Below are 13,588 nucleotides of genomic sequence, written 5' to 3' on the forward strand. Positions count from 1 at the left end.
TGTTGTGAGATTGCTTACTTAATAATTTCGATCTCGGTGCCGTCCAATAAATTGATCTGACCTGTAGTCACGACCACATCACCTGCTTGCAAACCTGAAAGTACCTCGATGTAGTTGCCAAAACTACGACCCGACACAACCTTTGTGTCGATTGCTTTACCATCACGAGCTACGAATACTCGGTTGTCACTCACCGACCCTACAAATGCAGTGCGAGGAATGATCAATACATCAGCTTGTTTGTTGACTCCAAATGTAGCTGTGCCGTACATACCGGCGCGCAATGGTTGGTTTGAGGCGTTCTGCACTTCAATTTCGACAGGAAAGTTCAGGCTACCGTCCGCAACAGGTGCAATAAAGGTGATTTTTCCTGTGTATTTATCTTCTGGATACACACTAGCTGCTACCTCAACCTCTTGGCCTACACGTAGGGTTGCTACATTTTTTTCATCTACATTGACACGAAGTTTCAACGTGCTTACATTTACAATTTCAAAAGCAGCTGTACCTGGACTTACATACGTGCCTGGTTCAATTTTGCGACTATTGACGATGCCGCTCACCGAAGTTTTTATGGTGATATCTTTAGCATTTAACTGTGCAGTACGAACGTTGTTTTTTTCTGTTTCGTATTTAGATTTGGCTTGTTCTAATTGTTGTTCAGTTACGCCTCCTGATTTGAAAGCGCTTTCGTATCGATCAAGATCGCTTTTTGCTTGGCTAAGGTTTACTTCTGCATTAGAAACATTGACATTGAGACGGTCTGACTCGACCACAGCCAATGTTTGTCCAGCTTTTACATGATCGCCTTCATTTACCGATATACGAACGACACGGCCTTGTGTTTCAGCAGAAACTGTAACCATTTGCTTAGGTTCAAAAGTTCCGTTAGCTATATAAGCTAAATTCATCATCCGATTGGTAGCCGTATCTGTACGTACAGCAACCTTTGGATTAGTGGCGGCAGCTTCTTTTGTTTCTGCTTCATTATGAGCCTTATTTTTTTGTAGTAGGTAGACGATACCTCCTAGGGCTGCAGCAATGATTATAATGGTGATGATTGTACGTTTCATTTGTAATACTTACTTATAATTATTCGTTAATTAGTGATTTTAATTCTCCTTTTGATTTTATGAGTTGCACTTCGGCTATTTTATAATCTAATAGCGATGTGGTATAGTTGTTTTGGGCGTCGGCATACGCCTTTTCCGCATCTAGAAGTTCAGTCAATGTAGCTAAGCCATTTTTGTAGTTGTTTTCTGTGTCGGAAAGCACCTCTTTCGCTAGTTTAACATTGTCTTCGTTTGACTTGATCACTAAAATGCTATTTTTCATTTGCGATTTTGCGTTCTCATTGTCGAGCGCTAGAGCCAATCTGGTATCCTCACGGTCGTATCGCAATGCTTGCAAATCAATGTCTGCTTGGCGCACTTTGCTTCGCGTCGCAAAACCATTAAAAATTGGGATTTTAATGCTCAGGCCAATGGCTGAAAAATCTGCCCAACGTGAAGTGGATGGCTTGGTGAGGAAAAAATCTCGAGAAAACCCTAATACACCATAATTAGCATTCACTGACACGGTTGGATAATACTCGGCGATAAATGCCTTTTTATTCAATTCTAGGAGTTCCTCTTGTTTGTCCAAAAGTCTAATTTCGGTACGGTTTTCCGCATTTGCCTCTTCGAATATTTTCGAGATATCAACTTGAAAAGTTTCTTCAGGCAATTGGATACTGTTGGAAATGTTCATTCCCATAGCAAATTTTAAGGCATTTTTTTGTAATTCTAAGCCATTGAGAGTTTGTTGCTTCTGAGATTCCAAATTGGTGACTGCAACTTGAATACGATCCAGATCGATTTTCTTCTGCAAACCAGACTCATATAGACCTTTTATAATACCCATACTTTTGCGCGTATTATCTAGGTTGGTTTGAACTGTTTTCAAGGTTTGTTGCGTTTGGAATACTTCGTAGTAAGCATTGGCAATTTTTTCGATCAATTGTTCCTCTGTAAGCGCGTGGTTGATTTGGTAGAATTCGCGACTAGACTTGGCCGCTTTCAGCCCTGTGAATAACGCTTGATTAAAAATTTGCTGATTCAAAGATACAGTGTTGGCCGAGGTCCAAGGTGTACCAAAGGCGACCAAAGCAAGTGATCCGCCTTCGTTTCCGCTCTCAACTGGAGGTGTTCCAGGTTCTACACCAGGCAACGCACCTCCAATTGCACTGATATCTATCGCATTCTGTTGAATAATAGGATTGTAGGTAAAACCACCCTCCGCACTAATTTGTGGAAGTGCTCCAGATCTAGTCTCCGCTATTTTGTTTTCGGCATTGGCTATGTCCAATTTTGACTTTTGCGCATCAACTTTATGTTCTAGCGCATAGCGAATAGCTTGTTGTAAGGTGAGCTTTTCCTGTGCAAATAAGGAGGGTGTGGTCAAAAAACCTGACACCATGATTGCGATCAGTTTTATACTTTTCATTATGATTGTTTACTTATTAATTTACCTTCTAAAATAAATCTCGCAGCGCGCTTTTGGCTAACCAATATCTTTTCTGTATTATCAATGTTGGGTATACCGGTGATGATGTCGGAGATTCTGTGAAACATAGAAAGACCTTTTATGATCTCATGAAATGCGTAAGTTGCCATTTCTAAGTCAATCAATACCAATTCTTTTGTTTCAATTGCGCGCTCGAAAAGAATGCGTAGATTTTTAATATTCCGTTGGTCAAATTCCTGCACCATGCACTGCATACTGAGTTCTCTAATAATTTCGACCTTCTCATATAGAGATAGCATGTAGTAGTCTTTAGAATAGTTGTTGTGCAACTCGAATAAAGAAAATAGCGTGCCTAATAAACCACCTTCGTTCGCTTGTATAATCTCGTATTCGCGTGTAGACATTTCGTCCATGACCGATTTTACACAGTCACCCAAAAGGGTGGACTTATCTGCATAATAATAGTAAAGATTCGCTTTAGTGATTCGTAGGTCATCTGCAATTTCGTTCATTGTGGTTTTCTGTATACCAAAATGAGAGAACCTCTTCAGCGCCGCTTCTACAATCTCTTCTTTCCTAGTTTCTGACATTTTTGAACATTTATACTATTTGACTTTTATTAAAAATTGTTCAAAAATATAAAAAGTAGAAATAGCTCGTATAAAAAAAGATAAAAAAGACAATAATGAGACAATTGAATTTGTAAGTATATAATTTGTTAATAGTTATTTAACAAACGAATACAGGACGATTATCCCTAACCAATCACTTTTTGGAATTTGCGCTTGTCGAGCTTGTAAAGCTTTGCTGCGCGGTAAGAGACACCTTTTTGGTATTCGTCCAATGGTTTTAGGTAACCAAGTGTATTTATTTTTTTTCGGAAGTTTCTCTTGTCGAGCGTTTTACCCAGTATGGCTTCGTGTAATTGTTGCAGTTGAGTGAGGGTAAATTTCTCTGGAAGCAACTCGTATAAGGAGGCTGAATAAGAGATGGTATTCTTTAAACGATCAAGGCTTTTAGTCACAATTTCTAAATGGTCAAAAGCAAGATCTGGAAGCTCATCTGCGGCGAACCACTTTGCTTGTTTCATGTACGTGGATACAGGCTTTATCTTGTTTTTGATGCTGTCAAACTGTACAAATGCTAAATAGGCGACCGTCAGAATTCTGCCTTCGGGATGACGTTTTACACCAGCAAAAGCAGCAAGCTGATCCATATAAATGTTCTTAAGCCCTGTCATTTCATGGCAGATCCGATATACAGCATCTTCCATCTCTTCATACTTATCTACGAAATAGCCAGGTATAGACCACCAATCTTTATAAGGATATTCATTCCGCTCGGTGAGTAATACCTGCAATTTTCCGTTGTCAAAACTTAAAATAACACAATCGATGGTGAATTGAGAATGCACAGACCTCTCCTTTAAATATATAGTATAGTGGTTAATATCAAAGTAACAATTATCTGCAAAATATCCTGAAAACACAACAAAACTGAAAAAAAATTTAATAGTGTAATAAATACACATTATATTCGTATATTTAACATATAGGGGTTTTATCCATGACAAGTATAAAAAGAATAGGGGTATTAACATCAGGCGGAGATGCACCAGGCATGAATGCAGCGATCCGTGCTGTTGTTCGTACAGCTATATATCATCATATTGAAGTTACCGGTATATATCGTGGTTATGAAGGGCTGATTGAGAACGATTTGTTTGTAATGGACAGCCGTTCTGTAAGTTCAATTTTGACGCAAGGTGGTACGATTTTGAAATCGGCTCGCTGTCCAGAATTTCGTACGAAAGAGGGGCGGGCTACAGCTTATAAAAATTTAAAAGATGCGAATATTGACGCCTTAGTCACCATAGGTGGTGATGGTACATTTACTGGGGCTGAAGTATTTTCAGATGAATATGATATTCCGGTAATGTGTATTCCCGGCACTATAGACAATGATCTATTTGGTACAGACTATACGATTGGCTATGACACGGCAAATAATACCGTGATTGAAGCTATTGACAAAATCCGTGATACAGCGGCATCGCATAGTCGGTTATTCTTTGTGGAAGTGATGGGCCGCGATTCTGGTTGTATCGCGCTGAATGCTGGCGTAGCTGCTGGTGCAGAAGCTATATTGATGCCTGAAAAAGATACGGCTATTGATGAATTGATCCAGATGTTAGAAGAGGGGATGGACAAAAATAAATCTTCTATGATTGTGATTGTTGCGGAAGGGGAAAAAAATGGCGGAGCGTACCATGTGGCAAAACGCGTCAAAGAAAAATTTGATTTCTTTGACACAAAAGTTAGTATCTTAGGGCATTTGCAACGGGGTGGTTCTCCTAGCAGTTTTGATCGTATTTTAGCTACACGGATGGGGTATCATGCTGTCAAAGAGTTGCTTAAAGGGAATTCTAAATCGACTATTGGATTTAAAGGGAATCAGATCGTTACAACGCCGCTACACGTAGCTTTGCATAGTGATGTGTTTAAACTAGACGAGGAATTGTTAGAGATTTCTAAAGTAATGTCTATCTAAATATATATCCGATAAACCAACAGACAGAACGTTATATATATGATTGTAGTAGTTTACAGTGGTTCCAAATTTGCAGACTGGCGAATAGCCGAGAAAGGAAGGGTGCTGTATGGTTTTAAAACTACTGGGATCAATCCGTATGTTCAAGACGAGCGCGCTATTTACCAAATATTTAATCGTAATACGCACTTAATCAATAACGCCGAAAAAATTCGCAGAATCTATTTTTTTGGCGCTGGAGCATCTTCTAGTGATCGTCAGGAAAAGGTTGATCGTGTATTTCATGAATTCTTTAAGAATGCTAAGGTGAAGGTTCATCACGATATCTTGGCATCTGCTATTGCTACATTTGGTAATGAAAAAGGCATCATAGGTATCATTGGTAGTGGTTCCAATGCGGCTTACTATACAGGAAAGAAAATCGTTAATAACAACTACGGTTTAGGATACATTATGGCGGATGAAGGCTCGTCCAACTGGATGGCTCGGCAATTATTGCGTGATTTTCTGAGCGATTTAATGCCGCGAGGTTTTCGGGAGAAATTCTTACAAAGCCATCCATTGGATCGGAAGACGATTATGGATAAAATCTATAATTTGCCGAACCCGAATATATTCCTCAATTCTTTTTCTGATTTTATTTTGGAAAACAAAGAAGATCCTTATATGTCTGCTATTATAAAGCGAGGGTTAGAAACGTATATCAAAACTTACCTTGTGCCGCTTTCGGAAGCATATCCGGATTCTGTTGTGAACTTTACAGGGTCTGTGGCGAGTAAATACGCGCCTTGGCTGATCGAATTAGCTGCTGAATATCATTTGCCTGTCGGGACGATTGTCCATGAGCCGGTGCAAAATTTAATAAAGTATTATACAACAAAAAATTAATCTCAATAGGTTCATTGATGTGTTGAAATTCGCATCAATAATACATATAAATCGTAAATAACAAATTATATAGATATGAAAATTGGAATTAACGGATTCGGTCGCATTGGCCGATTGGCTTTCAGAGCTGCTGTAAAACGTGAAGATATTGAAGTGGTTGGTATCAACGACTTGGTAGAACCAGATTACATGGCATACATGTTGAAATACGATTCTACACACGGTCAGTTTGATGGTACGGTAGAAGTGAAAGATGGTAATCTCGTCGTAAATGGTAAAACTATCCGCGTAACTGCAGAGCGTGATCCTGCAAACTTGAAATGGAATGAAGTAGGTGCGGAAATTATTATTGAATCTACGGGTTTGTTCTTGACTCAAGAAACTGCGCAAAAACATATTGATGCCGGTGCTAAAAAAGTAGTAATGTCTGCGCCAGCGAAAGATGATACTCCTACATTTGTAATGGGCGTTAACCATAAATCATTGACTGCTGAGCACACGATCGTTTCTAATGCATCTTGTACTACTAACTGTTTGGCTCCAGTAGCTAAAGTTTTGAATGACAAGTTTGGTATTGCTGAAGGATTGATGACTACAGTGCATGCCGTTACAGCAACTCAAAAAACAGTAGATGGTCCTTCTGCAAAAGATTGGAGAGGTGGACGTGGTGCTTACCAAAACATCATTCCTTCTTCTACAGGAGCTGCGAAAGCAGTAGGTTTGGTGTTGCCTGAATTGAAAGGGAAATTGACTGGTATGTCATTCCGTGTTCCTACGGCTGACGTTTCTGTAGTAGATTTAACTGTTCGCCTGGAGAAAGGTGCTTCATACGAAGATATCAAAACTGCCATGAAAGAAGCTGCTGCTGGTGAGTTGAAAGGTATCTTAGGATATACTGAAGATGAAGTTGTTTCTACAGATTTCTTAGGTGATGCTCGTACGTCTATCTTCGATGCAAAAGCAGGTATTTCATTGAATGATAACTTTGTGAAAGTGGTTTCATGGTATGACAACGAGTGGGGTTATTCTAACAAAATCATTGACTTGGCTCAAGAGTTAGGTAAATTGTAGTCGCTATAGCGATTTTAAATATCGTATTTTTAAAAGGTAGTAGCGTAAGCTGCTACCTTTTTTGCTAATGCTGCAGCCGCATGTAGAGCGTGTTTTAGTGTCTTAGCAATATACGTAATCACTTTCTGTCGAAGTAGTTTAGAAGACTTCTCCTAGTGAGAGGTGTAATCCGCGGAAATCTCGACTAATCCCATAATCAATAGCAATGTTGGTTCCAGAATTTTTATTGAATTTGATGCGGGCTCCAGCTCCCGTGCCGACATTCCAGGTACGAAAAAAGGAGCTTTGAGGCCCGCTTACCGTATTGGCGTTCACAAAGGCAACAAATCCAAAAAGACCATTACTTGTTAAATCGCGTCGATATTCGGCTTCTGCATAGTACAATGATTTTCCCCTAAATCTATTGAGGGGAAAGCCTCGACCTGAACTATTGTATGTGTCTCCTCCCAATGTTGGCAGGTCTAAAAATGGAGCTGGAGAATTAAAAACTGTCCACAGAAAATTACGAATGGCTAGCATGTTTTGCTTATTGTGATCTCGCGTAAAGCGATGGTAACGTCGCGTTTCTACGAACAGCGAGCTCCAGTTCTGATCGCTACCCATGAATTTAGGGTTTGTTCGAATGCGAATGTTGGCGTAGTTACCTGCCCATGGATTAATAGAGTTCCCACGTGTATCATAGATCATATTGACACTGAAGCCTGATGATATGATGTAATCCTGTTCGCCTGTTCCGTGAGGGTAACTTGTGAAATCACTTAAAGGCATGTTTTCTTGACCTCGAATGTTCATCCAGTAATCCAAATTGTAACCACCGCCGAGGAACAGTCCGTCGCAAATACGTTTCAATGCGTGTTGATAAACTCGGAGATAAGTGTAGTCCATCATGATATGATCGTCATTGCGGTATTCGCGTCCTACTCCCCAAGTTTCGATCGGATACTTTAACAGGCGGATATCTCCGTCAATTACCCAAGTATTGTCTTCTAGCCACACGTACGAACGAATAGGTAAGCCAAAGCGGCGTCCAAAATTTGTGTAAGGCGTAAATGTCATTCGTGACATGTTGGTAGTTTTGCGATCTCCCAGGTAAAATCCGGCTGTAGTAGTTGTAATGAGAGCTTGGCCTCCGCCAGGTACATTCTGTGAGAAAGGTAGAAAGGAAAAGTATACCTTTTTTCCCGTACTATCTACGGTATTTGTAGTTTCGAGTTTTAGGATTTTTTTTCCAATATCAATTAAATCCCGCTGTTTGGCGGTGTCCGCAACGTGTTTAGTGACCTCAATCTCGTGCACAGGATGCTGTGCATAACTATTGCAGCACAATCCACAGAAGATCGTGAAGAAATATACTTGAAAATTATGCTTGATCGAACTATTCATGCTGAATTAAAACAACAATTAACAAACAATCGGCCAAAAAAATATAGTTAGACAATTTGCAAGTAATTTCTAAATATAATCAGGAGTGAAAAAAGAAAGGTTTTCAAACGGGGAGGATGAAAACCTTTGCTAACCAATTATAAACCTAAATTTTTGTTATGATGATGACACAAATGTAATTATATTTTTTAATATTTCAAGTTTTGTTATCATTTTTTAATGCAAAAAAATCAAATTGGTTTGTTTTTATCTGATTTTTAAAATTTTACTTTGTTTTTTTTGGGGTTGTTGATTGGTTTTGTCTATTTAAGTGATGTTTTAATTATTTTTTTATGTCTTTTATGTTTTTTTGGTGTTATTTATATATTAAAAATCCTTATAATTCTACTGTCGTTTTAATATTTAATAAATATGATGAGGATTTTTGTGTTTTGGAGCTTTTTAGGCAATTGTTCTTTTAACAAAAAAAGGTTTTCAAACGGGGAGAATGAAAACCTTTACTAACCAATTATAAACCTAAATTATGATGCCTCAAATGTACGACTATTCTGCAAAAGGTTTTCAAATTCGCGATAACTAAAACGATATTGTCTTATTCAAATAATTAATTGTCTTATGATAGCATAAAAATCCGCAGCATGCATTCAATTTGCTTGTTGCGGATTTTTTTTTAAGAACAATATCTTGTAAGTGATTAATAGCGATTGATCGTGAAGACGCCATCATTGGTTGGCATATCTGCTTCTTCCAATACCACTACATCTCCACCAAAATTAAACACAGTACGTACTAATTCGTTGATCACGTCTGTATTATTGGTCTGATTCTCATCAATAGCACGTTGTTCTAGATCAATTGATCCTTTGATACCTTTGCCATTTTCTATACATAATACATCTACTTTGCCATCAATGGCATCTCGAACGATATCAGTTATTTCTGTACTGCTCAAATTTTCTTGTGCGGCCAGTTGCTGCTTATCCAAAAGTTCTTCTTTACGTTTTGCTAATGCTGAATCCATGACTTCTTGCACTTTTCTGAGTATTTCGGTTCGGCTTAAAGAATGTGGGTTGACTGGAATGTGCACAGGGCCCAAATTTATATTCTTACTAATTCTCGCAAAATGGGTGTGATGTTCAGGTAATGCAGCTAGCAAAAGAGGTGTTTTAGCGGGAATATCAAAATGTTCTAAAATGACTCTGTCAATTTGCCGAAAAAACCGATCCATGTCTATGTCTTCCTCCTGACTCTTTTCCATGTAGCCGTGCAGTCCCGCGCCCTCTACTACAGACGCGTGAAAATGATTATCTGTCAGCTGATCACCAAGTGCCTCCTTCATACTCTGAGGTAACTTACCGTCAATATCCAATTCTGTAATGTGGTGCCTATCACCAGCATATAGTTTGACAGTGTCTAGTCCTAATGCCAACAAGTAATAGCTTTGGTTCTCATTATACATTTTGAATAGCGGTTTGATGCAGAATGCATTCGCTACACATGAAATTTCTTGTACCGTTTCTGGCAGACGAATGATCTTGGTCTCTTTTGCGGAAGCAAATATTGCCAGGCCATGTGTGCCATTATCCCAGAAATTCTTGTCAGCAATAAGTTTTTCTAACGGTTTTAGTAAAGCTTCGTGTTTAGGCAACTTTTGATCTTGGATGTAAAGTAGGGTCTTCTTATACAAATTTTTAAATGAAATTGAATCTGCTGCGCTATCGGGGTGGACTTTGTGCGTAGTCATGTACAGTGATATACAAGGTTCATCTTGAACGCTAGTCAAATCTTTCAATAATTCTAAATCAATTGTCTGCATAATATACTTTTTAGCGTGTATTAATTTCGTTTATTTAGTCTTGTATGAGTTGTGCTATTTCATTCTGTGATTCGCTTACAAGTGTGGCCTGACTGAAGATTAATTCTTTAATTTGTTCATCTATCATTCCATTACAGCGGTTCACTTCCTTATATATAGTAAGCAGCTCAGCTTCGAATGCTACGCTGGTTTGGAGCAATTCGTTTCGTCTCCTAGTTTTTGGTTCATGATTATTCGTGTGTAATACTTGCGTATTAATACTACTGTTATCATGTTCTACATCGCCTTCTCGATATATCAATGGTGTTAGTTGTGCCTTAAATTGTTGCGATTGCTGAGCCAGTTCTTCAAATTTCAGGATAACTTCGCGATCTATATCGTTATCCATAGACTTAATAGATTCTGAATAATGCTTAATACGCTCTTTATTGGCTTCTATTAATCGTTTTAAAATTTCGATACATTCTTCATTATTGTATTGCATGGCGATGATCTTTTGAATGGAACATTATACTAAGAACGCTTTACCTATTTCCTTGTTTCTAGTTTTCGCATAAACAAGTATTTCCACTTGCTTTATCAAAATTCTTATATGTACTATGCTTTTAAGTCTTAACCAGACTTGTATAAGCAGCAAGATGAATGGCATCGACTAAGAAAAACAAAGTATTAACAAAGTTGCCCAATTCGATAGTCGGTAAAGCTGCTCCAAATAGGCTTTAGTGGAGGAAGGTTGGTTGCGGTAAATACCTATTTAAACTTTCCGGAGAAACTAATTGGTCAGAGTTGCGGTTGTTATCTAAAGTTTGATAGCAAAATAGCTGTCGTTTGGAAAAACATCAATTAATTTACTTAAAATAAGGGAGGCAACTACTATGGACAATACAGAAAATTTGAACTCAGGTGATGAGCGGCCTTACAAGAATGAAAAAAAGGTTCCTGATGTGGTCAAAGAGGAAGCGAATGATAAGCCTGCAGGAAAAATGATAAAATGGGTAATTGCGATCGCAGTGATTTTGTTGATTCTAATTTATGCATTTTTCTTTCACCCTGCTGATTCCAATTGGTAATTCAAAGTGCTGAGATAGCTATATGAAGATTAAAACCACTTGCGCGTCATTTCGTAAGTGGTTTTGTCTTAAAGCTTATTTTAACATTTGTGCCTTCTTGTTCAGAACTTTGTAGTAGTATCGTTGCTTCCAATCGATCAAGTATTCTCCTGACAAGTGCCAGCCCGACCCCTGTGCCCGAAATTTTTCCGACGTTTGAAGAGCGTTTAAAGACGTGAAATATGCTTTCTAATTCGCCTTTGGGGATTCCGATGCCATTATCCTGGATTTCATAGATCGTTTTTGAATCCAGTATGTAACTGTGGATGTGTATTTTTGGTGCGATATGATCTTTACTATATTTTATAGCGTTTCCGATTATATTTTGAAATACTTGATGCAGTAGGTTTCTTTCGCCCCATATTGGTAATAATTCTCCAAAGGTGATTTCGGAATTAAAACTATTTAAAACCAGTTTACTATGCGATACAATTTTTCTGATCATCTGTATCATCGGTATTTCTACGAGTTCAAATAGATAAACTTTACTTTTCCCCACAGATAGCACGCTGTCAACCATAATTTCTATGTCTTCAACACCATCCAGCAGCATATCTATCCATCGTCTATCATTGGCATCTGTCAATTTGCGAGATAGCATCTGTGAACTCATTTTTACGACAGAGAGTGGGTTTTTGAGGTCGTGCGAAAGTGTAAATGTGAGCATCTCCAATTCATTGTTGAGCGATATTAATTTCTGGTTGATGCGATCCTTTTCTTCTGATTTAGCTAGCATGATATCGTGTAAAAGATTTCGCAAATGTTGTGCGAAATACAAATCATTAGTATCCCATGATTTTGCAGTGTCTAACATAGCCCGCTGCCAGGTTTCATGAGTATAGATGGTGTCTTCTACACCATGTTCGTCCATATGAAGGTGCTGTCGTAATGGAGTTGTATGGTATACCGTATCAATTTCTTCCTGCCTAAACCACATGATTTTAATTTCAGAACCTTTACCTAATCGCAGCGCCATGATCCCCGCAAAATTTAAGGCACCTTCAATCTTGTCGGCATGCCGAAGTCGAAAGTTACTGTCCAGAAAAATTGGCTTGTCTTTTATCGTTTGTATGAGATTCTCGATTTGCTGAATTTGCTTGTTTGAGGGCGCTACACCTGAAACATGTACTTGATCTCCTATGCAAATAGCAAGACCTTCTGCTGGTACAATCTGTTGAATTTTTTCTAAATGGCTGACCATTGTCGTGAATAGGTCTGGTTCGCTCATGAGGTCTGTCCGAAGTCTCAACAAAGTATCATGAATATTCTCTTGAAATTCAAGTAAGTTATTTTTTATGTTAGATTCTTGTTTCTTAGCTGCGTAAATACAGAGTAGCTGGCAAAGTTGCCTTTTGGATAAATCGATGGTGCTTGCTGTCACACTGTGTGCCATTAATATGCCCCACAGTCGGCCATTGGCAACTAGTGGATACGCAATAACGCTTTTTGTGCCCAAGCTCCTTGCAAAGTCTGCATGGAGTAGGGGGAGCGGATACAGATGTGATTTTTTTGCATTTACTAGCTCTTCTTTCAATTCGTGAAAAGAAGCTAGAGGAGCAAATAAATCTGGTACATAACGATAAGTTGTAGCCATATAGTTCTCCAAATCTTCCGGTTGGAAAAAATCAGCAGAGAACCTGCTATATAATAAAGACTGAGTAGGGTCTTTAGTATGCTCCGCGATAACTTCACTAGAATTATTCTCGTGAATTTGGTATACATATACTCGATCGAATCCTACTATTTGAGCTATTTTTTCAGAAAGCTTATGCCAAAGTGTTAATTGGCTAGATTCTAATACGTGGGCAATGTCGTGCATATGAAATGCTGCGGGTTTGCTAACGGTGTTCAGTTCCCATTCCCAGTGGATGTGATTGTTCACCTGTGAAAGATATAGCATGTAAGCTTTTTCACCATTATTTAATTCTAGTACTTTATTGGCAATCTCCTGCTGTTTGATTCCTCGTACGGTATTGAGGATTTTTTTTGATTGAGAATAAAAGCGGTCGGCTAGAAAATCACGAATATCTCGGCCGAGGTAATCAGTTGCAGGGCGATCAGTGATTTCGTCAATAGCACCGCTAATGCCCACAATGTGGTCGAATCTATCTGTACAGATTAGTGCACCGTAAGATTGTATTAGAGTTTGGCGATCGTTTGTGAATTCTAACATGAATCTTGCTTATGTAGTATCCTAATGTAAAGAAAATTTTAAATTTGTACAAGGGGTTGATTTGTAATAATAAAGCAATGCTCGGGTTAAAAG

At 38.5% G+C, this 13,588-nt stretch carries 12 protein-coding genes; 4 read left to right on the forward strand and 8 right to left on the reverse strand.

Going from position 1 to position 13,588, the window contains the following annotated elements; genetic code table 11:
* Positions 1 to 14: 14 nt before the first annotated feature.
* The 4 genes from DC487_RS03835 to DC487_RS03850 form a co-directional block, all read right to left on the reverse strand.
* Positions 15 to 1,073 (reverse strand): efflux RND transporter periplasmic adaptor subunit, encoded by a 1,059-nt coding sequence (locus tag DC487_RS03835; RefSeq protein ID WP_116774603.1) that lies wholly within the window; start codon positions 1,071 to 1,073, stop codon positions 15 to 17.
* 19 nt (positions 1,074 to 1,092) lie between these two features.
* Complete coding sequence (locus DC487_RS03840; protein WP_116774604.1) at positions 1,093 to 2,484, reverse strand: TolC family protein; 1,392 nt, start codon at positions 2,482 to 2,484, stop codon at positions 1,093 to 1,095.
* Positions 2,484 to 3,095 (reverse strand): TetR/AcrR family transcriptional regulator, encoded by a 612-nt coding sequence (locus DC487_RS03845; RefSeq protein ID WP_116774605.1) that lies wholly within the window; start codon positions 3,093 to 3,095, stop codon positions 2,484 to 2,486. The genes DC487_RS03840 and DC487_RS03845 overlap by 1 nt, the downstream gene beginning before the upstream one ends.
* Before the next feature lie 167 nt (positions 3,096 to 3,262).
* Complete coding sequence (locus DC487_RS03850; protein WP_239016312.1) at positions 3,263 to 3,919, reverse strand: NUDIX hydrolase; 657 nt, start codon at positions 3,917 to 3,919, stop codon at positions 3,263 to 3,265.
* A gap of 152 nt (positions 3,920 to 4,071) precedes the next feature.
* On the opposite strand from DC487_RS03850, the gene pfkA reads away from it, so the two are divergent.
* From pfkA to gap, 3 genes are all read left to right on the forward strand, one after another.
* The gene (gene pfkA, locus DC487_RS03855) at positions 4,072 to 5,055 is read left to right on the forward strand and encodes a 6-phosphofructokinase (protein ID WP_116774606.1); all 984 of its coding nucleotides are present in this window, start codon (positions 4,072 to 4,074) and stop codon (positions 5,053 to 5,055) included.
* A gap of 39 nt (positions 5,056 to 5,094) precedes the next feature.
* Positions 5,095 to 5,943 carry a hypothetical protein gene (locus DC487_RS03860; RefSeq protein ID WP_116774607.1) on the forward strand — a complete coding sequence of 283 codons (849 nt, stop codon included), beginning with the start codon at positions 5,095 to 5,097 and terminating at the stop codon, positions 5,941 to 5,943.
* 75 nt (positions 5,944 to 6,018) lie between these two features.
* Positions 6,019 to 7,014, forward strand: coding sequence for a type I glyceraldehyde-3-phosphate dehydrogenase (gene gap, locus DC487_RS03865; protein ID WP_116774608.1), 996 nt, complete (start codon positions 6,019 to 6,021; stop codon positions 7,012 to 7,014).
* A gap of 138 nt (positions 7,015 to 7,152) precedes the next feature.
* On the opposite strand, the gene DC487_RS03870 is transcribed toward gap, so the two are convergent.
* The 3 genes from DC487_RS03870 to DC487_RS03880 all read right to left on the reverse strand — a co-directional run bounded on the left by DC487_RS03870 (position 7,153) and on the right by DC487_RS03880 (position 10,697).
* Positions 7,153 to 8,397: a BamA/TamA family outer membrane protein gene (locus DC487_RS03870; protein ID WP_116774609.1), complete on the reverse strand. Its 1,245-nt coding sequence runs from the start codon at positions 8,395 to 8,397 to the stop codon at positions 7,153 to 7,155.
* 694 nt (positions 8,398 to 9,091) lie between these two features.
* Positions 9,092 to 10,213, reverse strand: coding sequence for a baeRF3 domain-containing protein (locus tag DC487_RS03875; protein WP_116774610.1), 1,122 nt, complete (start codon positions 10,211 to 10,213; stop codon positions 9,092 to 9,094).
* A gap of 34 nt (positions 10,214 to 10,247) precedes the next feature.
* Positions 10,248 to 10,697 (reverse strand): hypothetical protein, encoded by a 450-nt coding sequence (locus DC487_RS03880; RefSeq protein ID WP_116774611.1) that lies wholly within the window; start codon positions 10,695 to 10,697, stop codon positions 10,248 to 10,250.
* 391 nt (positions 10,698 to 11,088) lie between these two features.
* On the opposite strand from DC487_RS03880, the gene DC487_RS03885 reads away from it, so the two are divergent.
* A complete protein-coding gene (locus tag DC487_RS03885; protein ID WP_116774612.1) occupies positions 11,089 to 11,283 on the forward strand; it encodes a hypothetical protein in 195 nt (64 codons plus the stop codon).
* A gap of 46 nt (positions 11,284 to 11,329) precedes the next feature.
* Here DC487_RS03885 and DC487_RS03890 read toward each other — a convergent pair whose 3' ends face one another.
* Complete coding sequence (locus DC487_RS03890) at positions 11,330 to 13,495, reverse strand: ATP-binding protein (RefSeq protein ID WP_116774613.1); 2,166 nt, start codon at positions 13,493 to 13,495, stop codon at positions 11,330 to 11,332.
* Positions 13,496 to 13,588 lie beyond the last annotated feature (93 nt).

Source organism: Sphingobacterium corticibacter, assembly GCF_003076635.1.
GTDB classification, from domain to species: domain Bacteria; phylum Bacteroidota; class Bacteroidia; order Sphingobacteriales; family Sphingobacteriaceae; genus Sphingobacterium; species Sphingobacterium corticibacter.

Excerpts from the sequence above, each read along its gene's own strand:
- DC487_RS03840 (WP_116774604.1), bottom strand. The coding sequence starts at position 2,484 with ATGAAAAGTATAAAACTGATCGCAATCATGGTGTCAGGTTTTTTGACC.
- DC487_RS03860 (WP_116774607.1), top strand. The coding sequence starts at position 5,095 with ATGATTGTAGTAGTTTACAGTGGTTCCAAATTTGCAGACTGGCGAATA.
- DC487_RS03875 (WP_116774610.1), bottom strand. The coding sequence starts at position 10,213 with ATGCAGACAATTGATTTAGAATTATTGAAAGATTTGACTAGCGTTCAA.
- DC487_RS03845 (WP_116774605.1), bottom strand. The coding sequence starts at position 3,095 with ATGTCAGAAACTAGGAAAGAAGAGATTGTAGAAGCGGCGCTGAAGAGG.
- gap (WP_116774608.1), top strand. The coding sequence starts at position 6,019 with ATGAAAATTGGAATTAACGGATTCGGTCGCATTGGCCGATTGGCTTTC.
- pfkA (WP_116774606.1), top strand. The coding sequence starts at position 4,072 with ATGACAAGTATAAAAAGAATAGGGGTATTAACATCAGGCGGAGATGCA.
- DC487_RS03870 (WP_116774609.1), bottom strand. The coding sequence starts at position 8,397 with ATGAATAGTTCGATCAAGCATAATTTTCAAGTATATTTCTTCACGATC.
- DC487_RS03835 (WP_116774603.1), bottom strand. The coding sequence starts at position 1,073 with ATGAAACGTACAATCATCACCATTATAATCATTGCTGCAGCCCTAGGA.
- DC487_RS03890 (WP_116774613.1), bottom strand. The coding sequence starts at position 13,495 with ATGTTAGAATTCACAAACGATCGCCAAACTCTAATACAATCTTACGGT.
- DC487_RS03880 (WP_116774611.1), bottom strand. The coding sequence starts at position 10,697 with ATGCAATACAATAATGAAGAATGTATCGAAATTTTAAAACGATTAATA.
- DC487_RS03885 (WP_116774612.1), top strand. The coding sequence starts at position 11,089 with ATGGACAATACAGAAAATTTGAACTCAGGTGATGAGCGGCCTTACAAG.